The organism is Dyella thailandensis (assembly GCF_050749815.1).
GTDB lineage: Bacteria > Pseudomonadota > Gammaproteobacteria > Xanthomonadales > Rhodanobacteraceae > Dyella_A.
Genome location: NZ_CP192735.1, coordinates 3,824,347 through 3,846,414, shown reverse-complemented (window position 1 = coordinate 3,846,414; position 22,068 = coordinate 3,824,347). Strand labels below are relative to the sequence as shown.

Genomic DNA, 22,068 nt, shown 5'->3' with positions numbered 1-22,068 from the left:
ATCAACCTGCCTCGCTGGCCAGCCGCAGGTTGATGCCCAGCGCCGTGGCCACCTCGCGCAGCGGCTCGGCATCGCGGTTCAGGGTGATCCAGCCGGCGCTGCCCGCGCTGGCGCTCTCGTAGATCCACACGGTGTAGCCGTGTTCGAGCAGGCGGTCGTAGGCGGTGGCGAGCAGGTCGGGGAGATCGCGCTCGTCGAAGAACTCTTCGTCGTCGGGATCGCCGTCCCAGTCGATCGCCAGGTTCCAGCGCGCGGCCAGCTCGTTGAGCGCCTGCACCAGGGTGGGCGCATCGTCGGCGCGAAAGCCCGAGGTCCAGTCGATCACCTCGCCCACGGTTTCCAGCGGGTCGGCGCTCTCACCGGATTCGGCCTGCACGTCGCGCCAGGCGGCGAACTGGCGCAGCGCGGTGTCCTCGTCGCCGGGGTTGATCAGCGTCAGCAGCTGCCATACCCGCGCCTCGAGCGAATCGTCGGCCTCCTCGGCAAAATCGTCGTCGTCGAAATCGTGCATGGGTGTGGTCCAGTAGCGCAGCGGGGACGCGCATGGTGGCGCGAACGCGCGCGCCGGGGAAGCCGGCTCAGCCGCGGTCGGCAGCGCGGCGCGCGTAGAGCCGGCGATCGGCCTCGGCCAGCCCCTCGTCCAGCGAAATGCCCGCACCGAAGGTGGCCGAGCCCAGCGTGAAGGCGATCGGCGCCGTCGCGCGGCTGGCGTCGAGGCGGCCGAGCACCTCGGCGATGGTCGCCTCGTCGGCATTGCGCAGCAACAGCAGAAACTCGTCGCCGCCCAGCCGCACCACTGCATCGCGGTCGCGCAGGTGGCGCTGCAGGAAGCGCGCCATGTCCACCAGCACTTCGTCGCCGCGTTGGTGGCCGTAGGTGTCGTTGACCTGCTTGAAGTGATCCAGATCCACCGTGATGCAGCCCCAGCGGCGATCCGGCTCGGCCTCCAGCTCGTTGAGATAGCGCCGGTTGAAGCAGCCGGTGAGCGGATCGCGCACGGTGAGGTTGCGCAGCTGGCGCTCCATCCGGAACCGCTCGGTGATGTCCTGCGCGTGCCCGAGGATGTACGGATCATCCGATTCGTCGTCGAGCACGTTCTGGTACTGCCACATGTGGCGGCTGCCGTCCTTGGCGATCAGTTCGAGCACGCCGGCATCGGTGCCGGTGGTGATGATGCGCAGCAGGTAATCGCGAAACCCCTGCTGACGTTCCGGCGGCACGAAATCGGCGAGCGAGCGGCCCAGCAGCTCTCCGACCGAGTAGCCCAGCGCGCGCGCGGCCGCTGGATTCACCGACAGCAGCACGCCTTCGTGGTCGTGCGTGCAGATCAGGCCCAGGCTGTACTGGAACAGCTGGCGAAAGCGCCGCTCGCTGGTCTCCAGCGCGTTAACGACGTGGCGGCGGATGCTGATGTCCTGCACTGCGCCGACCAGCCGGTACGGCTGACCGTCCTCGCCGAAATCGACGCTGCCCAGGGCGCGCACCCAGATGCGGCGGCCGCCGGCGGTGATCAGCGGCAGCTCCAGATCCCAGCTGCCGCCTTCGCTGCGCGCGCGATCGATTGCCCCGCGCAGGCGCACCCGCGCCTCGGGCGGATAGAAGCCCAGCGCCTCCTCCAGGGTCGGCCGATAGCCCGGCGCCAACTCGTGCAGGCGGCAGGTTTCGTCGGTCCAGGTGAGCTCGTTGGTGGTGAGGTCGAGCATCCAGCCGCCCACGCTGGCGAGCTGGCCGATGCGATCGAGCAGCGCCTCGCGGCGCAGCGAGCCCAGGCGCATCTCCAGCGCCTGCGCGGCGGCACGGGCGAGCGCGCGCAACACGTCGCGCTGTCCTTCGGAGAGCATGCGCGGCTTGCGGTCCAGCGCGCACAGCGCGCCCATGCACAGGCCGTCGCTGAGGGTGATCGGTGCGCCCACGTAGAAGCGGATGCCGTCCTCGCAGGTCACCGCCGGGTTGCTGGCGAAGCGCTCATCGCGCCGCGCATCGGGCACTTCCAGCAGGTCGCTCGCCACAATGGTGTGCGAGCAGAACGCCACCTCGCGCGGATCGCTCTTGCCTGTCTCCAGGCCGACACTGGCCTTGGTCCACTGGCGATGCGCGTCGATCAGGTTCACGGCGGCCATCGGTACGCCGATCGCCAGGGCTGCCGCCTCGGCCAGCCCGTCGAACAAGGGCTCGGGCACGGTATCGAGCACCGACAGGTTGCGCAGGCGGGCGACGCGCTGCAGTTCGTTGTCCGGCAGGGGCACAGGCATGGCGGGTTATCCGTCGCTGTCGTCTGTGGAATTTTCCATGCGCCTGCCTGAGCACAACGTGATGCAGCCCGCGCGCATGACCGCTACCTCACAGCGGGCTTTGATGACCGGCCAGGAACTCGCGCAGGAACGCCTGCCGCGCGGCGCCGCGATCGATCTCGGTGCGGGTATCGGCATCGATAGTCTGGCGGGTGATGCCGCCGTGTTCGTCGCGCACCGCCGGCCACGTCGGCAGCCCGGCCTGGTTGGGATCACCGCTGCGCACGAACTGGGCGAAGTAGTCCTGCATGGTGCGCGAGACGGCGCGATCGACCGGCGTCCAGGCATACACCCGGTTGCCATCGAGATTCCCCAGCGCGTACTCGATCTCGCCACTGTGCACCGCGCCTGCGTCCGGCTGCTCGCCCGGCGCGGGATCGCGCTTGGCCGGGCGCGGATGCGCGTAGTAGTAGAAGTACACGCTCTGGCCGCCGGTATGCCGATGCAGGTCCATCCAGCGCCAGGTGCTGTGTGCGATGAACAGGTCGCCCGCCAGCGCGGTGGCCGAGCGCTTCACTTCCTCGGCGGTGGCGCCGGGATACAGCCGCAGCGCCTCGTCCGCGCGGTCGCCGAACAGGGCGCCGAGCGCGGCGCGGTAGTTGCCCGGCGTGGGCGGGCGATCGTGCAGGATGGCCGGGTAGAACCCCTCCTGCGAATTGGCGCCCACGAGCAGCGGCACCTTCGCCTGGTCGCCGTGCGCGAAGGTCTCGGCGGGCGCTTCGGTGAGGAACAGGCCGTCGATGTCGGGGGCGAAGTCGAACGCCGGCTTGGCCTTCGGATCGGTCGCCTGTATCAACACCGGCGCCGGCAGCGCGCGCAGCGCATCGAGCGAGTCAGCGTGCAGTTGCGCCATGAACGCCGTGCCGGTGGCTTCGGCGGCCGCATGCGGTTGCGGGGCGATCGGGGCAATCAGCGCACCGCTCTCGCCGATCGCTCCGGCAATCAACGAGCGGCTGAGCGGCGAGGCCATCAGCGCGCTGACCGAGATCGAGCCGGCCGACTCGCCGGCAATCGTGATGTGCGCCGGATCGCCGCCGAAGCGCGCGATGTTGTCGCGCACCCAGCGCAGCGCCGCCACCTGGTCGAGCAGGCCGTAGTTGCCGCTGGCGTGCTGCGGCGATTCGGCCGAAAGCGCCGGCGCGGCGAGAAAGCCGAACACGCCCAGGCGATAGTTCACGGTGACCGTGACCAGCCCCTTCGTGGCCATGCTGGCGCCGTCGTAGCGCGGCTCCGATCCATCACCGGCCACGTAACCGCCACCGTAGAAATACACCAGCACCGGGCGCTTGGCCGGCGCCGGCGCGGCCGGTGTCCACACGTTGAGATACAGGCAGTCCTCACTCATGCCGCGCGAGCGGAACACCATGTCGCCGAACAGCGGCAGCTGCATGCAGCGCGGGCCGAAGGCGGTCGCCTCGCGCGGCTTCTGCCAGCTCGCCGCCGGCTGCGGCGGCTTCCAGCGCAGCGGACCGAGCGGCGGCGCGGCATACGGGATGCCCAGGAACTCGTGCAGCGCCACGCCGTCGACGGCCGCGGCCTTGCCGATCAGGGTGCCCGCCGCTACCGCCACCTGCGGCGCGGCGTCCTGCGCGCTGGCCGCGCCAGCGGCTGCCAGTGCGAACAGCGCCGCGGCGAGCCGGGCAAGACGGTGCATGGAAACGGGGGAGGACATGGCGCAGGCTCCGGCGGCAACGAAGCGCCAAGCCTAGACCAGCCGTGGCAGGTCAGCCACGTGTCCACGAGCGGCAGGCGCACCACCGCGCCGATCAGTCGGCCAGTGCCGCCTCCACCGCCGCCAGCGCGTGCAGGCGGGTGGTGTCGAACTGCGGCACGGCGGCGTCGCCTGCATCCACCAGCAGGCCAATCTCGGTGCAGCCCAGGATGATGCCGCCGACGCCACGGGCGACCAGATCAGCCATCACTCGGCGGAACACCCGGCGCGAGGCATCCTCGAATCGTCCCTGGCACAGCTCGGCATAGATCACCCGATGGATCTCCTCGCGGTCGGCCGGCGGCGGCACCAGCACCTCGAGCCCGTGCGAGGCGAGGCGATCGACATAGAAATCCTGCTCCATCGTGAAGCGCGTGCCGAGCAACCCGACCCGTGCGATGCCCGAGGCGCGGACCGCCTGCGCGGTGGCATCGGCCACGTGCAGCAGCGGGATGTCGATGGCCGCCTCGATCGCTGGCGCCACCTTGTGCATGGTGTTCGCACCGATCAGCAGCAGCTCGGCACCGGCCATCTGCAGGCCGCGCGCGGCCTGCGCCAGGTGGGCACCGGCCGCATCCCAGTCGCCGGCGCGCTGGCAGGCCTCGATCTGCGCGAAGTCGACACTGTGCAGCAGCAGCTTCGCCGAATGCAGCCCGCCCAGGCGCTGCTTCACTGCCTCGTTGATCAAGCGGTAGTACGGGATGGTGGATTCCCAGCTCATGCCGCCGAGCAGGCCGATCGTCTTCATGGTTGCCTCGTGCGCCGCGTCACGCCGCGGTCAGTCGTGTTGCCGGGGATCGACGGCCATGGCCGTCTGGATGTCTTCCAGCGCCAGCCCGCGCGTCTCGATACCGGTGCGCAGCAGCATCACCGCCGCGGCCATCATCGGCAGCGCAATCAACGCCGCCGCCAGCGCCATGTGCTCGAAGAAACCCAGCACGCCCAGGCCGGCACCGAGGATGCCGCCGAACTTGGAGCTGGCCGCGATCACTCCCGAGCCGGTACCGCGCAGGTGCACCGGATAAATCTCGGCGGCATAGGGAATCAGCATGGCGATTACCCCGCTCACGCTCACCAGCAGCGCCGCGGTCGCCACCGTGGTGAGCAGCGCCGAATGCAGGCCGAGCAGCACCATTGCCACGAAGGCCAGCAGCGCCGCCGCGGTGGATGCGATGAACAGCACCAGCGAGCGCACGCTGCTCCAGCGGTGATACAGCCACACCACCATGCCGATGCCGGGCAGCGCGATGAACGCCGAGCGGGTCAGCAGCGCGCTGGCTCCCGCCGGGTCGACCCCGAGCTTGACCAGGTTCACCGGCAGCCACAGCAGGAACCCGAAGTTCGCCAGTCCCCAGGCGGTGCCGCACACCACCAGGCCCCAGCTGATCGCCGCGTGCCGGCCGCGCAGCAACTGGCGCAACCCGGCCACGGGGTGTTGCTCGTCCACGACAGGGGCGCCCGGATGCATGGCGTCGTCGGTCTCGATCGCCTGCGCGCCGGGTCCGGCGAAGCGCCGCAGCACGGCGCGCGCCTCGTCCTCCATGCCAGCGCTGGACAGGAAGCGCGGCGATTCGGGGATCCAGCGGTTGAGCAGCACGATCAGCGCGCCGGTGGGCAAGCCCAGCAGCCACAGCACGCGCCAGCTGAAAAGCGGCTCCAGCAGTGCCGCGGCGCCGGCCGCCAGCAGGTAGCCGGCCGAGGTGCCGATGCCGCCCAGCGCCACCAGCAGCCAGCCGCGATGGGCCGCGGGAACCGCCTCGGCCATCAAGGTGAAGGTGATCGGCAACAGGCCACCGGCCGAGGCGCCCATCAGGAAGCACATCACCAGGTTCCAGCCGAACGAAGGCATGGCGCCGCAGATCGCCGTGCCCATGAACATCAGCGCCGACAGCAGGATCGCCGCGCGCCGGCCCAGCACATCGGCGATGCGCCCCCACAGCACCGAGCCCACCGTGGTGCCGGTGAGCGCCACCAGTGCCAGGAATGCCCCGCTCTCCTTGCTGATCGCGTACTCGCGCGTCATGCCGGGCATCACGAAGCCCAGCGTCGCCGGCTTCATCACGTCCACCGCCAGTGCCACCACTAACACCAGCACCAGCGTCCAGTGCTCGCGGTTCAGCGGCACGCCGTCGGCAAGATGGAAATACTCGTGGCTGCGGGCACCGTGCAGCGTGCGCCGCACCTGCTCGATCCGCGGCGCCAGGCCGTAGGCCGCCAGCGCCAGCCCCAGCGGAATCATCGCCATGCCGACCAGCATCGTAGGCGTCATCGGCATGCCCGCCAGCTGGTAGTGCATGGGCGCGCCCATCAGGAACATCGGCACGTGCGCCAGCACGCCGGCCACCAGCAGAACGCAGCCTGCCCAGAACGCCAGCGGGTGATGGAACGAGATACCGTCGGCGCGCATGCCGGAAACCGTGAAGGGAGTAGCCGAAAAGGCTAGCAGAGCGCGGCCCCGCCCACCGCCGTCACGGACAAAAGAAAAGGCCCCGGGAGCAGGGCCTGAAGGGGGTGGAACGTCCGGGGCGCAGCGGGCACGACAGGGATGCGGACGCGCGCCCCGGACGGAACTAGCCTAGGACGCCTCGCAGCCATTTTCCCTAGGAATCATTCGGAGCCGCCGGCTTACCAGGTCGCCGGCACGTGATCGAGCGACCAGCGCTGCAGCTTGGCGTGCAGGTCGGCGATCAGCGCCTCGGCGACGAACGCGTCGGCATCGCGCAGCGTGCCGAAACGCATCACCGGCTCCTCGCTGTCCGTGTCGTAGACCACGAATCCGTCCCGGTTGGTGCGCACATCCAGCATGAAGGCCGCTCCAGGCAAGAGAAAAGGCGCCCGGGGCGCGGGCGCCAAAAAGCCGGGCAATCGGGGGCGGCTGCCCGGCCATGAAGCACCCCGTCCGTCGGTTCCGCCTGACATTCCGAGTCGGTCACTTGCGCCAGACATCCGGCCGGCTTGGTCCGGACTCGCGGGGTCGGACCAGCATGCGCGCCTCGCCCCGCCGCTCCCATCAGCTGCGAACGGACGCCGCTGTAGGCCCTTTCCGACGCGCTGCGGCCCTCGATGGACGTCCCTCCCCGCCCTGGACTGACAGCGAATCGGCCGGAATGTCGCTCTCCGACCCAATGCCCTGCCCGGCACACAGCTCGCTGCCCGCTCGAGTTATCTGCGCAGTGCGGCCGGTCACGGCGTGGATAAGGAAGCAATGTCGCGCCTACCAAGGACGGACGCTACGCCTGGATCCGCGGCGCCGGGCTAGTTGTCGTCGAGGCGGCGTGTCGGCGACGAGCGCGCTGCTCTCTCGTTCATTGCCGGAACGATCCGCTCGCTCCATCTGACCGAGCAGCACGAGCCCGACCGCATCGTGTTGCTGGACCAAACGGCAGGAGTACCTGCAGGTGGCTATCCTGCATAGGTCTCATGCAATCACCCAAGTGATTGCGTCTGGACGGGCCGATGCACACAGGATCGACTTCTACTCGTCAGACCCGACCAATCCATTCGCGCATCAGATCAAACGCGGGCGACTCAATGGGTCGGAACCTGGGCGGACATGGGCTCCAGTTTGAGCCTCTGCCGCTCGTAATCGATGAGCAGCCGGTTCGCCATGGGATAGTGCTTCGCCGCGAGCGCTTGCTGGATCATCGTGGACACCACCTTCTCGTCGCGCCCCTCAAGCGGGGGATGACTCAGCAAGCCCGAACTGTCCCCTCGGTAGGTGGCAGCCACTTGCTTGGCAAGTTCCGGCGACAGGCCGAGCTTTTGCCATTCCTCGGCCAGACTTTTGCGGGCTTGCGGCAGCGAGATCATGCCTTTGTGCCAATGCTCGTTGTAACGATCGCCAAAGGTCATGCCCCGGGCGAATGCAGCCTGCTGATCGGCTTGATTCAAAAGCTGCTGCATGGCCTCGGGCTGGGACATTTTCTGCTGGGCGGCAACGCCCCCGCTCGCTAGCACCAGGAACATCGTGGCGTAACACTTCCAATGGTTCATTGCGTACTCCTCCATGACGAATCAACGCAGAGCTGGCGCAAGGGCGCCAGCACGACCTCCGGCTCAGCAGCAACCTATCACCAGAACTTCCACGCAGAGCGCGAAGGCACACCTACTCACGTTCCTCATAAGAGTGCTTGTCAACCTGGCAGGCCGCGCAGCCCCCCCTCAGTGCTCGGCGGATGCCGACGCGGAGTGGATCTTCTGGCGCTCGAAGTCGATCAGCAACTGGTTGGCCATCCGATAGTTCTTCGAGACGAGTGCCTGCTGGATCATGGCCGACACCTCCTTATCGCTCATGCGCGCCAGCGACGGGTGAGTCAGAAGTGCCGAACTGTCCGCCCGGTAGGTGGATGCGACGGCAGTCGCCTGTTCAGGGGACAACCCGAGCTTCTGCCACTCGGCAGCCAAGCTCTTGCGGGCGTCGGCCAGTGAAATCATGCCTTTCTGCAGATGCTCGTTGTAGCGATCGCCGAATGTATCGGCGCGGGATAATCCTGCGCGTCGACTGGCATCCTCCATCAGCTGCTGATTGGCTTGACCCTGCGACATCTGCTGCCGGGCGCTGGCTCCGGTACCCACCGACAACAGAATCGCTGCCAGGCACCATTTCCAAGTGTTCATGCGTACCCCCTCCTGATGATTCAACATGAAGCCGCCCCCCCAGGGGTCGGCCGACTTGACTTCTCGCACGTTATCACGATAGGCGCAAGAGCTTGCCTGCCCAGCGGCGACGCGCTCGCGCATGCCCCCGGGTCTATGGCGCGTATTTACTCAGATCCACGAGATCAGCTGCTCGACAGCGGCGTGTCCATGGCGATCTCCAACGCCTGCAGCGAGACCTGCTTGCCGCCTTCCAGCGTCTGCGTGCCCACCTCGCAGAAGCCAAGCGCTGCGTGAAAGCGGGCCGAGGCGGGATTGGGCGGGACCGTGTCGAACTCGCACACCAGCACCGGCAAGCCCTGCTCGCAGGCATGGCGAAAGGTGTCGCGATAGAGCGCGCGCCCCGCCCCCGTGCCCCGCGCCGAGGCCGCCACCACGATGCGGTCCACGTAGAGGAATTGCCGGTAACGCGCGGCAAACCAGCGGTAGTTCGGGCTGTCGTAGTCCGCGCCTTCGCGTAGCGTGAGCAGGAACGCGATCACTTCGCCATCGCGATCGATCACCCGATGCTGGGCGGCCTGCTCATGCAGGTGGATCAGACGGGCCTCGTCCAGCGGGCTGAGCACCGCCACGAACGTGTGATTGAGCGCGAGGATGGCGGGAAAGTCCGCCGGCGTGGCATCACGGAGCTGCATGCGCATTCGGGGAACCGACACGGCGAGAACGAGAAAAGCCGATTCTGCCGCAAGCCTGCGGCCGTGGTGTTCCAGCTGGCCTGGCAATTCGGGCGGTGGCACCAGCAAACACTAACGACCTGCCGCCACCGACCGCGACCGCGGGCCATCCACACCGAAGGTGCGCAACCCGCGCACGGTGAGCAGCACGCCGAGCAGCGCCACGGCCGTGACCGCGTGCACCAGCCAGGGGGCGCCGGCCACCGTCTGATCCCACACGCCTGCATGCAGAAAATGATTGCCCAGCAGCACGCCCGGCCCGGTGATCGCCATGGCGATCAGCATCAACGCCACGTAGGTCGCCACCCGGGCGCGCAGGCCGGCAGTGGCGCGCCAGGCCACCAGCATCGCCGTGCCGGCCGGCAGCGCGACGATCGCCAGCATGAGCACGTACCCGATCGCTCCGGTGTCGGCGCCGAGCAGTCGATGGACGACCAGCCACTCGTCGCCATGGCCGCTGACGGCGGTGATGATGCGCGCCAGCGGATTGGCGGCCGCGATCAGGGCCAGCGCCCACGCACGGGGCCCACCACCGCGCATGCAGCCGGCGATACCGATCGCCATCAGCAGATACGAAAGCACCGGACCGCCCGCCGTCGGAAGGAGGCTGGCGCAGCCGGTGATCGACCAGCTGCTGAAATCACGCAGCGCCCAGCTACCGCAGGCAAGGCGGCCGGTGACGGTGTGTGCCAGCTCATGCGCTTCATGGGCGAGCGCCACCAGCGGCAACAGCGCCAGCCACCACCGCCAGGAAATGGATACCGGCCGCCGGGCCGGTGCTGCGCGCATATCCATCACGCCGCCTCTGCATGGGAAAGACACGCAGATACGCCGCGCCGACCGACGGTTGCATGGCGCTCTCCCGCGCCACCGCGAGAGGACGGCGGCGCCGCGCGACGGTCAGCCGTTGAGTTGGGATTCCCAGTCGTCCGGGACCCGACCGGCCGGCCCCGGCACGGGCTGGTCACGCGGGTGGGCGTGCGGCGGCGCCAGTCGCGGGCCGTCGAGGAAGCCATCGCTGCGATAGTCGTAGAACCAGTCTTCGCCGGGCTCGAAACTGGCGATCACCGGATGGCCGGTGGCGTGGTAATGCGCAGTGGCGTGCTGGTTGGGCGAGGTGTCGCAGCAGCCGATGTGACCGCATTGCGCGCAGCGGCGCAGGTGCAGCCACCACTGGCCGCTGGCCAGGCACTCAGCGCAGCCGGTGCCGCTGGGCGGCACGGAGGGATCGATCACGTCATCGTCGCGGGTCATGGCTGGGCGCTCCGTCGTTGCCGGTCGAGTGGCCCGCGGATCGTCGCACGTCCCGCAGGCTGCCTGAAGCGCGCGGTGCCGGCCGCTTGCCCGGGGGCTACACGTCGTGCGCGTAGACGATGAATCCGGCGTGCACGGCGAGGCGGTTGTACAGCACGCGCGCCGCCGCGTTGCCGGCCTGGGTCTGCCAATACACGCGGCGCACGCCGGCGGCATGAGCGTGTGCATAGACGTGTTCGACCAGCGCACGCGCCATGCCCTGCCCGCGCGCCGTTTCGGCGGTGAACAGATCCTGCAGGTAGCAGACCGGCTCGATCCGCGTGGTGCTGCGATGATGGAGAAAGTGCACCAGGCCGCACAGCACGCCGTCGACTTCAGCCACACCGGCGAACATCGGCTCGGCCGGATCGAGGAAGCGTTGCCAGGTGACGCGGGTGATCGCCGGATCGAGTGCGCTGGCGCCGTGCCGGCCGTAGAACGCGTTGTAGCCATCCCACAGCGGCAGCCACCTGTCGAAGTCGTCATTGCGAACGGGACGGATGAGGACGCACACGATCAGCGCCTGCGCAGGCCGGTCACAGCAGCTGGATCTGCGTCGCGTCGGTCACCAGCACGTGGGTCTGGTAGTAGTACTTGCCGCTGGGGCGGCCGTCGGCGAGGAAGTCGATGCGTACGCGCCTGGCCCAGCCCGCTACCAGGATGCGTCGACCGCGCAGTGCGCGCTCCGGCTCGCCGTGCAGCCGTTCGGCCAGCGCCTTGGCCGCCGCCGGCAGCACCACGACCGTGAGGTCGCGTTGATCGCGGTAGTCACGCTCGGAGTTGAGGTACAGCGGGCCGGGACGTGCCGTCGCCTGCACGGTGAGCGCGAACACGCCGGAGACGCCGCGCGGCGCGGCCGCCGCCGCGAGCTGCACGGCCTGCGAAGGATCGATCCAGCGCGCATCGGGGGTGATGCGCGGGTCCGTGGCACAACCACCGAGCGCGGCGAACAGAGCGGCGAGCAACCATCCGTGGCGTCGAAACGACATCGCGTACATCCCGGCAATGAAGGGTGCGCGGATGATGCCAGAGCGACGGCGCAGGAACCTGCGATCAGCGTCCGCCGCGCGGCCTCGCCGGCACGCTCTGGAAATACGCGTACAGCGCGCCGATCTCGTCATCGCTAAGGTGGCGGGTTTCGCGCACCGGCATGAAGTCGGTCTTCAGTTTGCGGCCATCCCGGGAGATGCCCTCGCGCAGCGCGCGACGCAAGTCGGCTTCGCTCCAGCCGGCCAGCCCGCTGGCATGCGGCGTGAGGTTGGCGGCATCGGGCCAGCTCGGTGGCGTGCCAGGGATGTGACCGCCGGACAGTCCCGCACCGTGGCAGCCCTTGCATGAGCTGGCGAGGTAGGCGCCGTACGCCGGCGTGGCGCCGGGGCTCGGCTGCGCCGGCGGGGCTTGGTGATCGACCACTTCGGCCGGCAGTAGGGGCACCTTGCCGGCCAGGAACAGCGCACGCCCCAGCGGGCCGACCCGGTTCGGCGGCAGCGTGCGATCCACCGCTGGCACGCTGTGCAGATAAGCGAGCAGGTCGCCCATGTCGCTCTCGCTCAAGGCGTTGAACTCCTGCGAGGGCATGAACAGCAGCGAGCGACCGTTGGGCGCCACGCCGTGGCGGATCGCGCGCACCCGGTCCAGGTCGCTGCGTACGATCCCGCCCTGCCCCGAGGTGAGGTTGGGGCCGGACAACCGCGCCATCACCGGAGCGTCGATGAAGGTGGCGCCGCCGAGGTCCGGCCCGTGGCAACCCTTGCAGCCGCGAATGGTGGCCAGGTGATCGCCACGGGCGACCGCCGCCGCATCGCTCGGCACCACCGGTACGCTGGCCTGCACGCCCCACACGCGGCGCAGGCGCCATTCGCTCATCGCATACACCGTGGCCAGCGCGGCCACGAGCAGCAGCACTACGCCGGCCGCCAGGCGGCCGAGCCATTTCATCGTCGTACGCATGGCCGCTCCCCAGGGCACCCGTCGTGGCGCAGGAGCTTACGCCGGAGGGCGGGCCGCGCCATGTGCCGCTGGTGCAAGTGACCTCCGGCATGCACCTGAGCGGCGCCCCGCGGCGTACCGGCTACTCCAGATCGTCCACCCGGTGCTGCACCCGACGCTTCCAGTCCGGATCCGGCTCATGCAGGACCACAATGACGCGGCTGATGCTGACGATCGACCGGCGCGACCAGCAGCGGACTGGCGCGGCAGCCGGCAGTCAGCCGCTCATCGGCGCCAACCAGCCCGCCGCGCTCGGTCCGCATCGCGAAGGTCTGGCCGCATCATGGGTCACAGTGCCTCGATCAGCCCACCGCCAGCGCGAAGTCGATCGCCGCGCACACCGCCGCCACCTGGGCGTCGTTGCACTGCGCGGGGGTGGCGCGCGGGCTGTCCGGGTAGACCTCGGTGGTGCTGACGTAGCGCGCGTGGGTGATGCCGGCACACAGGCCCAACTTTTTCAGCGGGTACCGGATCACGCCGGGGGCGACTACCGGCGAACCGATGATCTCGCCCTTGGCGTCGGCCGGCGCGATATGGGTGACCTTCGCCACCGCTTCGATGATCGCCTGCTGGAACGCAGGCTGCGGGTTCTCGGTGTCGTCCACCAGGTAGAAGCCATCGGGGATCTCGCCCGGCTCGTACGCCACGCCGTCGCGGGCGGCCAGCGCCGGGCGGAATTCCGACTCGTCGCTGTCGGTGGTTTCGTGCAGGTCGATGTGCAGCAGGGCGCTCTCGCGATACGGCGCCAGCAGGTTCCACAGCGCAGCCGATTCGCCCGCCGGGCTGTCGGCACGGAACGAGCGGTTGGGATCGATCGCGTCGGGGTTCCAGCGGTGGATGCGCTCGTACGCCCACGGGCTCACGCACGGCACCACCAGCAGGTTGGCCCGCCCGACGTAGCGCGCGGCCTCGTGCTGGAGGAACTGCAGCGCGCCATGCACACCGCTGGTTTCGTAGCCGTGCACGCCGCCGGTGACCACCACGATGGGCCGTTCGGCGCGCCAGTCGCGGCTACGCACGACGTGCAGCGCTAAATGTTCCGCGGCGTAGTCGAGCTGACCATATTCGCTCACGTCGAACTGGCTGCGCAGGCGATCGACCACGCTCAGCACGTCGTCGGCGTAGCTGCGCTGGCGGGTCTGCCGGGCGCGCCAGGCGGCCACTTCGGCGGGGCCCCAGGCGACGCCAGGCGTGCCGATCGAATAGGCGGTCGAGGTAGCGCTCATGGGCAAATACTCCGGGCGAAAGTCCCTGACTTTAGCACCGGCCCTGTGGGCAGTCGCCGCGGCGCGAGCGGTGCCGTCTTGTCGGATCAAATGCGAATAACTATCATTTGATGAACACTCCAGCAAAGGATTTTTGCGTTGAAGCACTTCATGCATCGCTACGGCACACCGCTCACCGCCGGCCTGTTCGCCGTGTCCGCCGTCTCGGGCGTGGCGCTGTTCTTCCACTGGTCCTCGGCCACGTTCCACCGCATGCACGAATGGCTGAGCATGCTGCTGCTGGCGCCGTTCGCGCTGCACATGGTGAAGAACTGGAAGCCCCTGCTGGCCTACGCCAAGCGCCGCACGCTGATGATTCCGCTGGCGCTGTCGCTGGTGGTGGCGGTGCCGTTCGCCTTCACCGCGGGCAAGGGCCGCGCCGGCAATCCGGCGTTCCAGACGCTCGCGCTGATGACGCGAGCGACGCTGGAGGATCTGGCGCCGATCCTCAAGGTCCCGCCGCAGGATCTTCTCAAGCAGCTGCAGACCCGCGGCTACAAGGCAAGCTCCACCCGCGATACACCGAGCGACATCGCCACCGCCTCGGCAGTGCCGGCAAACGAGGTGCTGTTCGCGCTGATGCCGGCGGCCAAGCCCGCCCAGCGTGACTGAGCCAGCGCGCCGGCGCACGACACGGACGCCTACAGGTAACCCCAGCGCATCAGCGTAAACGCTGTCATGTCGGCGCAGGCGTGGAAGCTGATTACCACCCACAGGTTCCGTGGCCAGCGCCGCCGCACGGCCGCAGCGAAGAGCGCGAACACCAGCGCATTGGCCACACCGAACGCGCCAAGCTGCAGGTGATACGCGGCAAAGGCCAACGCAGTCAGCGCGACGGCCCATGCGGGCCGCATGGGTACGCGCGGCAGATGCCGCATCAGCATCGTGTGGAGAAAGCCGCGGAACACCAGCTCCTCGTAGAACCCGCCGATCACCCATGCCAGCACCAGGGCCAGCACGTAACCGGAGAGGTGCGTGCGCACGAAGGCAAAGTCGCTCAGGTCCGGGCGCTCGCCCAGCACGTGGGCGAGCAGCGGGCCGATCAGCTGGTAGTTGATGGCTGCGTAGGCCAGGCCGAGCGCCGCGCCGATCAGCAACGGAATCGTCCGGAAGCCCCGCCAGCGAAAACCCGCATCGGCGAACCGTAGCCGGTGCAGCCGCAGCATGGCCACGCACAGGCCAAGCCCCAGCCAGAGGTAAAGGAACATCGGCACACCCAGATGCGGCGCGATCAACACCGCTGCGGTGCCGACCAGCACCATCGCGCGCTGTCGCAGCGACGGTGCCGGCGTCGATGGCGAGGCGCTGTCCAGGTGAGTCCCTCCCCTCGTCACCAGCTCCGCGCCGGGCGCGTTGCGGCACCCGGCGTTCGTTGCCCGCTAGCTCACTTGCCCTGGCCGTTGGCGCCGTTGCCGCTGGGCAGCGGCTCGAGGTTGAACGAGATGGTGGTGATCTTCGCGTCCAGACCCTTCACCACGTCAGCGGTGAGATCGTTGCTCACGTTGCCACCGAGCACTGCATCGCGATTCAGCAGCAAGCCGCAGCGGTGGCTCTTGTAGCTGGACGCCACCAGCGGCTGCGCCTCCTGGCCGATGCGGTCCATCGCCTTGGCCTGGGTGAGACGGATGCGTTCGCTGAGCTCGCCCGCCTTGCCTTGGAAGGCCTGCATGCGCTGCTGCAGCGCGCCACCCTGCTGCTTGCGCTGATCTTCGCTGAGCTTGGGGGCGTTCTTCTGGAAATTCTGGATGTCGGTATCCAGCGGCGTGCGCTCGCCGGCCAGCTGATTGCGGGCCTGCGTCGCCAACTGGTTGAGGCGCTGCGTGGCGGCCTGCCCGACCTTGGACTGCGCGAACACCGCCTCGCGCGAGAGCATGCACAGGCCCGGCACGGGATTACCGCCCAGCTCATCGGCGGCACGCGCCGGCGCGGCCGGCAGCACGGACAGCCCGAGGGCCGTGATGAAGGAAGCAGCAAGCAGGGAACGGGAAACGGTCATGGTGAGCCATCCATTGATAGGGAACAGGAATCTTCCATCGACGCCTGCGGCGCCCGGAGGTTCCCGAGCATAACGTCGCGGCGGCATCGACGAACACTGCCCGCTCCCGCACGGCGCCTGGCGTCCGCGCGGCCCTCAATACCAGTAGTCGGCCACGCGGTGACCATCGCGGGGCAGGTGGTCGAAGTCGTGCAGCCCGTCGAGGTGGTCGATCGGAACATGTCCGACCGCGGCAGGTTCGGCCAGGCGCAGGTTGACCGCGATGCGGCGTCGGCCCGACGCGTCGCGTGTCTGCGCGCGCCAGAACGCCATGCATCCGCAGACCGGGCAGAAGTGGAAGGCGATCCTCGCGCCCCGCACGTAAACATGTGTCGGGCCCGATGCACGCACGCCCTCGTCCTCGCACCCATAAGCCCAGAGCGCGCCGTAGCGCCGGCATACCGTGCAGTTGCAGGCGGTGGCCCGATCCGGATCGCCATCGAACTGCCAGCGCACCGCGCCGCAATGGCATGTGCCTTCGATCATCGCTGTTGCCCTCCCGGTGTGATGGCGTTCACCTCGCTATTTGTGGCGATGCCGCTGTTCGATGCGCGCCGAAGATTTTTGCGTACTGGGCGATGTCACTGTCTCGCTCCGCCCGCGCGCACAGACATGCGACGCAACGTTGCCTTCACGGTTGACTGCGGTTCATTCCATGCGCGTCGCTGCGGGGTAGCCTGAAAAGCCGGCACCTGCGCGCGCGGGGGACGATGCAGGCGGCATGGGCATGGCCTGAAGTACGCGATGACACCTCTCGCTACGGGCCCGAAGGACGAGGAGATCACCATGAAGAATCTGAAAGCCGCACGCCTTGCACTGCTTCCCCTGAGCTTGATGGGGTTCGCGCTGGGTGGATGTTCCCAGTACGTGAAGAAGGCCGATTACGACGCCGCCATCAGCGAGCTGCGCGCCAACGATCAGAAGCAGCAGCAACAGATCGATGCGATCACCCAGGACATGCAGCAGCGCTTTGCCAAGTACGACGCGCAGATCACCGCCATGCAGGGGCGCATCAACGTCGACACGGCCGCGCACTTCGCCTTCGGTGACGCCACGCTGCGCGATGAAGACAAACCGCTGCTCGACGATTTCGCCAAGGTCATCAGCCAGCATCGCTCCGACGCGGTGATCACGGTGGAAGGCTTTACCGACCCGGCCGGTTCGGCCAGCTACAACAAGCGCCTGGGCCTCAAGCGCGCCGAGGCCGTACGCGATTACCTCGTCAGTACCGGCGGCCTGAACGCCGACAAGATCCGCGCCGTCAGCTACGGCGAAGCCAGCAATCGCCAGGTTGAGAAGGGCCAGGTGCGCGACGCCGGCTCGTCCAACCGCCGAGTGACTCTGGTGGTCGACTTTGCCGGCAACGCCACCACCGCCGGCACCCCAACCACCTGACCCGCACCCTGCATCCCGGCCGCGCGGAGCCATCGCTCCGCACGGGCCGGGATCTTCACGTGGGACGGCGCGCGCGCCTGCGCGAAACAGCTGCAACGCCAACCGGCATCGGGCGACCGCCTCTACGACCGCCCAGCGTTCCAGGCCTCGGGCCTCGGTGAACCTAGCCCCATCGATCGGTGGTATCAACCCGCATTCACCGACTCCGCAAGACGTCTCGACTACCTGCCCGCGGGCGGAACATGTACTCGTGCTTCGACAAGCGGCGTCCTCGACGAGTAACCGTCATCCAGCGTATGCAGGAAAGCGATGATGTCGTCGATGTCGCGATCGCTCAGCGGCGGTGATTCCCCGACACGGCGGTCGAACGGCGCATCGGCGGTGTCAATGTTGGCGTGATACGCCGTGGGCAGGTCGTTGTCGATCGCCAGCACGCCGTTCGCGCCGCTCGGGTAGATTTTCTGCGGTTCTACGGCGCGCAGGTTGTAGAAGTCCAGCACCTGCTTGAGCGTGCGGTAGACGCCGTTGTGGAAGAACACCCGGCGGCGGTCCACGTTGCGCAGGGTCGGCGTGAGGAACATGCCGCAGTACTGCGTCTGCTTCGCGAGGTCTTTGCGGAACGGGCCGCATAGGCCCATGTCGTAGAACCGCGGATCCCGGTTCGCCGCCAGCGCCGGATTGCGCGGCACCCCGAGCGCCTCGTACTGCGCGTCGGTGAACAGCGGTGGCAGACCGTCACGGGTTGGCCGGCTCAGATGGCAGGCGGCGCAGTTGCCCTTGTGCGGATCGTTGAACAGGGCCAGGCCGCGCTGCTCGGCGGGCGTGAGCCGCGCCCTGCCCTGCAGCCAGGCGTCGTACTTGCTGGTGAAGAGGTGGAATGAGGGATCCTCGATCTCGAACCGGCCGATCGCGAACATCGCCTCATCGACCAGCTGCGCCGGATCGCCCACGACGCCGTCGCCGAACAGCTGCACGAACGACGGCCGGTACCGGCTGTGCGCAAGTTTGGTCGCCACCGCGGCGACGCTGGTATTGGCCATCTCCACCGGACTCAGCATCGGCAGGATCGCCTGCCGCTGCAGCGAATCGGCCCGACCATCCCAGAACAGGCCGCCCTGCCCCACCATCGGCGCCTGCCGCGGCGTCACGCCGGCGGCCTTGCTCGCCCGGCGCTGGCTGCGCACCGCGGCAGCCACGGCGTTGAGATCGACCGGCACGTCGACGTCGCCGACGTCCGGCCCGATGCTGAAAGGCGGCTGCCGATACAGGTACGCGAGCGACGGCGGCGACCGAAAGCCAGCCTGCTGCAGGTGCGCGCCACCGGGTTGCACGATGAGCGCATTGGGTGGGTTGTAGCCGAACGCCGGGCTGTGGCACGACGCGCACGACTGCCGACCGGAGCCCGACAGCATCGGATCGAAGAACAGCGCCTTGCCCAGCCGGGCCACGGCGCTGAGCGGCGCGATCGGCGGCAGCCGTAGCTGCACCGGATGGGGATTGATGCTGCCGGCGTCGGCACCGGCACGCGCCGTCCGCTGCACCAGCAGGCCTCCGCCGAGCGCGCTGGCGATGCAGACAACGCCCAGCAGGGCCCCGGGCAGGCCACGTCGTCGGCGCGACGGCGGGGTTTGGAAAGACATGGGCAGCTCGCTCCTGCACGCCGCCGCCCGATCCTGCGGGAGGCCTGCGTTGCCGTGGTAGCACCGTTCCGCCCCGCGTCCGTGCGCGGGGCGGAACACGTCATGGCTGGACGACCGACCGCTTTCACGCGGCTGGCCGATCCCTCAGGAATGCCAGGGGTGCGGATGCCCCATCGGCGTGCCCTGGTCCGGATCGAGGAACAGGCGCGGGGCCGGATCGAAGCGCCGGCCGAAATCGAACAGGCTCATCATGCTGCCCGCGCTGGCGTCGTTCGAACCCTGGCCGATGCGCTCGCCGTGCAGCCAGTTGTCCTCGATGAAGCGCACCACCGAAGACTGCGTGAGGCGCACATTGCTGACGTAGTTCTCGCGCGCGTACGGCGAGATCACCAGGAACGGAATGCGCGTGCCCGGGCCGCAGCGGCCGTTGACCCGCCCGCCGTTCACGCCGATCCCCGGCTTGGCCCCCGGCGCGTTGCACACGCCCGGGCCGTTGACCTGATCGGCGCCGGTGACCGCGCCCTCCGGCGTGACACCGTCGAACGAGGCGGTGGTCGGCGCGGCGTAGCGGTGGTCGTACCAGCCGTCGGAGTCGTCGTAGGTGATGACGATCGCCGTGCTCTTCCAATCCGGCTGCTGCATCAGGAAGTTCACCACCTTCACGACGTACGCCTGCTCGTCCAGCGGATCGGAGTTGCCCGGATGCGCGTCGCCGATCGCCGGCATCTTCAGGTAGCTCACCGACGGGTAGTTGCCCGCCGACACTGCCGCGAAGAAGTCGTTGAGGTCGTACTCGTGGTGCACCGGTGTGTCGGTGGCGTCCTTGTCGTCGGTGTAACCGATCTGCGTCAGCGAGGTCGGCCGATCGTGGGTCGGGTTGGCCGTGGAGGCGTAGTACTGGAACCAGTTGTGATGCGGGATGTAGTCGGTCTTGCTGCCGGCCAGCACGCTGGAATAGGTGCTGCGCTTGCAACCGGTGCTGCCGTTGTCGTTCGTCGCGGTGAGGTCGAAGCCGCCCATGAAGCCACCCCAGGTGACGTGGCGGGCGTTGAGCAGATCGCCGATGTTCTTCGAGCTCATCATCAGTGTGTTGACGGTCGACGAGCACACGTCGTAAGCCGGATCGGTGTCCCCGACCAGGCTGAGCCCGCCGATGCCGTCGGCGATGGTGGCGCCCTTGCCCAGCACGATCTGCGCGCCGTTGTTGGTGCCCGAAACCACCGCGATCGCGCCCGGCGTCGACGGCCCGTAGGTGTCGGTGTAGGCGTTGTCGTCCATCGCGAAGTGCTGGGCGTAGTTCCACAGCGCGGTGACGGTGTTGCCGTCGTAGTAGCCCATCACCAGGCCATGAGTGCCGAAGGTGCCGGTGCTCGAGACGGTGTTGTTGCCGGTGTAGTGCGGGAAGAGGTCGGCCTTGCCGTTGTCGTAGGCCAGCTGCTCGGGCGTGTAGTTGTGGTTCTGGCCCTCGGTGTTGGCCTGGGTGCGATCGAGGCGGAACGGGTTGACCGCGTTCTCGCCATTGAGCGGATTGAGTTTGTTCGGATTGCGTGTCAGCAGCTGGCGGTCCAGACCATCCACCGGCGGCGTCCACGGGCGGGCGTGGAACGCCGGCTCGCCGGCCGGATTGGCCGCCACCGGGTAGGTGCCGAAGTAGTGATCGAAAGAGCGGTTCTCACCGAAGATCACCACCAGGTGCTTGATCGGCGTAGCGGTGGGCAGGCGATCCTGCGGCGAACCCGAGGGCCAGGGGAAGTGATGCGGCGGAGGAAAGCCGCGGTGGTCGGGCGTGGCGCCGACCTGGGCTGAAGCGGCGGACGCCAGGCCGAGGGCGACGATCGACGCCGGCAGCAAGGCGTGACGGAGAAAGCGGAGACTGGGCACGGGAAGACTCCTGGAGTGAGTGCAAGAGGCGCGAGTCCGGTGGTCGGACGGGTGGATGCGGATTCCCCCAGTCGTGCCGACGGCTGCAAGGGCAAGCGAGCCGCTGGCCGGCAACGACAGCCGCGATTGAACCACCGGCATATGAAGGTTCCGGGACACGCAAACCGCATGAAAATGCGATCACAGCGGCATGCGCGCGATGCCGCGTCGCCTCCCTCATTCGTGCCATCTGACCTGCAAAGTCCGTATGGCTGGCAAAACTGACAGGCAACCAGATAGTTGCCCTTGCCGATCACCGCGCATAACATGCAACCATCCAGTTGCCAGGCACGGAGCTCTCATGAACGCATCGACCGATCGCATTGAACGCCGGATCCTGCTCCACGCACCGCTCGAGCGGGTCTGGCATGCGCTGACCGATCCGGCGGCATTCGGCGCCTGGTTCGGCATGGCCTTCGACGGCCACTTCGTGGTCGGCCAGCCCGTTACCGGGCGCATCGTGCCGACCCAAGTGGACCTCGAGGTCGCCAAGTTGCAGGAGCCGCACGCGGGCACGCCGTTCGAGATCTACATCGAGCGGATCGAGCCGATGCGCGTATTCGCCTACCGCTGGCATCCCTATCCTGTCGATACCGATGCCGATGCCGATGTCCGGCAGGAGCCGACCACGCTGGTGAGCTTCGAGCTCGAGGCAGTCGGCGACGACACCCTGCTGCGGCTCACCGAATCGGGCTTCGACGGGCTACCGCCCGCACGCCGCGCCGATGCCTTGCGCGCCAACGACGGTGGCTGGGCCATGCAGATGAGCAATATCGAGAAATATGTCGCCACGCACTGACCGCCCGGTATCGCGCCGGCGCGCGCTCGATCGCAGCGCGCCGATCTTCGCCGCACTGGGCGACGCCACGCGTCTGCGCATGGTGGCCACGCTCAGCAGTGGCGGTGCGCAGTCGATCGCTCAGCTCACCGCCGGGACGGCGATCACCCGCCAGGCCGTCACCAAGCATCTGCACGTGCTCGCCGCGGCCGGCCTGGTGCGCGATCTGCGCCGCGGACGTGAGCGTCTATGGGCATTCGAACCGGCGCGACTGGGCGAGGCGCGCCAGGCGCTGGAGGCGATCGGCGCAGACTGGGATCGCGCCCTGCAACGTCTCAAGCGGTTCGTTGAATCGTAAGGTTGCGCCGGATCCATCGGCCATCCGGCGCAGCGCGGTGGATGCAGGTATCACTGCACAAAA

General features: G+C 68.4%; 24 protein-coding genes. 4 read left to right on the top strand and 20 right to left on the bottom strand.

All coding sequences use genetic code 11. The annotated features are described in order from the left end of the window. Position 1: 1 nt before the first annotated feature. From ACQVBX_RS17455 to ACQVBX_RS17385, 15 genes are all read right to left on the bottom strand, one after another. Entirely contained in the window at positions 2 to 511 is a 510-nt protein-coding gene (locus ACQVBX_RS17455) for a DUF6630 family protein (protein WP_431635725.1), read from the bottom strand. 67 nt (positions 512 to 578) lie between these two features. Next, a complete protein-coding gene (locus tag ACQVBX_RS17450) occupies positions 579 to 2,252 on the bottom strand; it encodes a sensor domain-containing diguanylate cyclase (protein ID WP_431635724.1) in 1,674 nt (557 codons plus the stop codon). An 88-nt stretch (positions 2,253 to 2,340) separates the two neighbouring features. Continuing rightward, on the bottom strand, positions 2,341 to 3,963 hold the full coding sequence (locus ACQVBX_RS17445) for a carboxylesterase/lipase family protein (protein ID WP_431635723.1): 1,623 nt from the start codon (positions 3,961 to 3,963) through the stop codon (positions 2,341 to 2,343). Between the two features lie 94 nt (positions 3,964 to 4,057). Continuing rightward, on the bottom strand, positions 4,058 to 4,750 hold the full coding sequence (locus ACQVBX_RS17440; RefSeq protein ID WP_431635722.1) for an aspartate/glutamate racemase family protein: 693 nt from the start codon (positions 4,748 to 4,750) through the stop codon (positions 4,058 to 4,060). Positions 4,751 to 4,780: 30 nt separating this feature from the next. Continuing rightward, positions 4,781 to 6,409 (bottom strand): MFS transporter, encoded by a 1,629-nt coding sequence (locus ACQVBX_RS17435; RefSeq protein ID WP_431635721.1) that lies wholly within the window; start codon positions 6,407 to 6,409, stop codon positions 4,781 to 4,783. A gap of 218 nt (positions 6,410 to 6,627) precedes the next feature. Further along, on the bottom strand, positions 6,628 to 6,807 hold the full coding sequence (locus ACQVBX_RS17430) for a hypothetical protein (protein WP_431635720.1): 180 nt from the start codon (positions 6,805 to 6,807) through the stop codon (positions 6,628 to 6,630). Between the two features lie 723 nt (positions 6,808 to 7,530). After that, entirely contained in the window at positions 7,531 to 7,995 is a 465-nt protein-coding gene (locus ACQVBX_RS17425) for a hypothetical protein (protein ID WP_431635719.1), read from the bottom strand. 168 nt (positions 7,996 to 8,163) lie between these two features. Then, positions 8,164 to 8,742 (bottom strand): hypothetical protein, encoded by a 579-nt coding sequence (locus tag ACQVBX_RS17420; RefSeq protein ID WP_431635718.1) that lies wholly within the window; start codon positions 8,740 to 8,742, stop codon positions 8,164 to 8,166. 41 nt (positions 8,743 to 8,783) lie between these two features. Next, positions 8,784 to 9,293 (bottom strand): GNAT family N-acetyltransferase, encoded by a 510-nt coding sequence (locus ACQVBX_RS17415; protein ID WP_431635717.1) that lies wholly within the window; start codon positions 9,291 to 9,293, stop codon positions 8,784 to 8,786. 111 nt (positions 9,294 to 9,404) lie between these two features. Continuing rightward, entirely contained in the window at positions 9,405 to 10,127 is a 723-nt protein-coding gene (locus ACQVBX_RS17410; protein ID WP_431635716.1) for a hypothetical protein, read from the bottom strand. A gap of 105 nt (positions 10,128 to 10,232) precedes the next feature. Beyond that, entirely contained in the window at positions 10,233 to 10,586 is a 354-nt protein-coding gene (locus ACQVBX_RS17405) for a UBP-type zinc finger domain-containing protein (protein WP_431635715.1), read from the bottom strand. 97 nt (positions 10,587 to 10,683) lie between these two features. Next, entirely contained in the window at positions 10,684 to 11,139 is a 456-nt protein-coding gene (locus ACQVBX_RS17400) for an N-acetyltransferase family protein (RefSeq protein ID WP_431635714.1), read from the bottom strand. A 22-nt stretch (positions 11,140 to 11,161) separates the two neighbouring features. Further along, positions 11,162 to 11,614, bottom strand: coding sequence for a hypothetical protein (locus ACQVBX_RS17395; RefSeq protein WP_431635713.1), 453 nt, complete (start codon positions 11,612 to 11,614; stop codon positions 11,162 to 11,164). A 64-nt stretch (positions 11,615 to 11,678) separates the two neighbouring features. Continuing rightward, positions 11,679 to 12,575, bottom strand: coding sequence for a c-type cytochrome (locus ACQVBX_RS17390; RefSeq protein ID WP_431635712.1), 897 nt, complete (start codon positions 12,573 to 12,575; stop codon positions 11,679 to 11,681). Positions 12,576 to 12,916: 341 nt separating this feature from the next. Continuing rightward, positions 12,917 to 13,840 carry a M14 family metallopeptidase gene (locus ACQVBX_RS17385; protein ID WP_431635711.1) on the bottom strand — a complete coding sequence of 308 codons (924 nt, stop codon included), beginning with the start codon at positions 13,838 to 13,840 and terminating at the stop codon, positions 12,917 to 12,919. A gap of 138 nt (positions 13,841 to 13,978) precedes the next feature. Between ACQVBX_RS17385 and ACQVBX_RS17380 the strand changes: the two genes are divergently transcribed. After that, a complete protein-coding gene (locus tag ACQVBX_RS17380; RefSeq protein ID WP_431635710.1) occupies positions 13,979 to 14,491 on the top strand; it encodes a DUF4405 domain-containing protein in 513 nt (170 codons plus the stop codon). A gap of 29 nt (positions 14,492 to 14,520) precedes the next feature. Here the strand turns inward: ACQVBX_RS17380 and ACQVBX_RS17375 are convergent, their stop codons facing one another. The 3 genes from ACQVBX_RS17375 to ACQVBX_RS17365 form a co-directional block, all read right to left on the bottom strand. Then, positions 14,521 to 15,213: a CPBP family intramembrane glutamic endopeptidase gene (locus ACQVBX_RS17375; RefSeq protein ID WP_431635709.1), complete on the bottom strand. Its 693-nt coding sequence runs from the start codon at positions 15,211 to 15,213 to the stop codon at positions 14,521 to 14,523. Between the two features lie 50 nt (positions 15,214 to 15,263). Beyond that, the gene (locus ACQVBX_RS17370) at positions 15,264 to 15,875 is read right to left on the bottom strand and encodes an OmpH family outer membrane protein (RefSeq protein ID WP_431635708.1); all 612 of its coding nucleotides are present in this window, start codon (positions 15,873 to 15,875) and stop codon (positions 15,264 to 15,266) included. Between the two features lie 135 nt (positions 15,876 to 16,010). Further along, the gene (locus tag ACQVBX_RS17365; protein ID WP_431635707.1) at positions 16,011 to 16,400 is read right to left on the bottom strand and encodes a GFA family protein; all 390 of its coding nucleotides are present in this window, start codon (positions 16,398 to 16,400) and stop codon (positions 16,011 to 16,013) included. Between the two features lie 300 nt (positions 16,401 to 16,700). Between ACQVBX_RS17365 and ACQVBX_RS17360 the strand changes: the two genes are divergently transcribed. Further along, positions 16,701 to 17,309 carry an OmpA family protein gene (locus tag ACQVBX_RS17360; protein WP_431635706.1) on the top strand — a complete coding sequence of 203 codons (609 nt, stop codon included), beginning with the start codon at positions 16,701 to 16,703 and terminating at the stop codon, positions 17,307 to 17,309. Positions 17,310 to 17,530: 221 nt separating this feature from the next. On the opposite strand, the gene ACQVBX_RS17355 is transcribed toward ACQVBX_RS17360, so the two are convergent. Together ACQVBX_RS17355 and ACQVBX_RS17350 are read right to left on the bottom strand one after the other, a co-directional pair. Further along, entirely contained in the window at positions 17,531 to 19,048 is a 1,518-nt protein-coding gene (locus ACQVBX_RS17355; RefSeq protein WP_431635705.1) for a cytochrome-c peroxidase, read from the bottom strand. A gap of 45 nt (positions 19,049 to 19,093) precedes the next feature. Beyond that, complete coding sequence (locus tag ACQVBX_RS17350; RefSeq protein WP_431635704.1) at positions 19,094 to 20,830, bottom strand: phospholipase C; 1,737 nt, start codon at positions 20,828 to 20,830, stop codon at positions 19,094 to 19,096. Positions 20,831 to 21,170: 340 nt separating this feature from the next. Here ACQVBX_RS17350 and ACQVBX_RS17345 point away from each other — a divergent pair, with 340 nt between their 5' ends. Both ACQVBX_RS17345 and ACQVBX_RS17340 read left to right on the top strand, forming a co-directional pair. Beyond that, positions 21,171 to 21,668 carry an SRPBCC family protein gene (locus ACQVBX_RS17345; RefSeq protein ID WP_431635703.1) on the top strand — a complete coding sequence of 166 codons (498 nt, stop codon included), beginning with the start codon at positions 21,171 to 21,173 and terminating at the stop codon, positions 21,666 to 21,668. Beyond that, positions 21,652 to 22,005 (top strand): ArsR/SmtB family transcription factor, encoded by a 354-nt coding sequence (locus ACQVBX_RS17340; RefSeq protein WP_431635702.1) that lies wholly within the window; start codon positions 21,652 to 21,654, stop codon positions 22,003 to 22,005. Before ACQVBX_RS17345 ends, ACQVBX_RS17340 begins: the two co-directional genes overlap by 17 nt. Positions 22,006 to 22,068 lie beyond the last annotated feature (63 nt).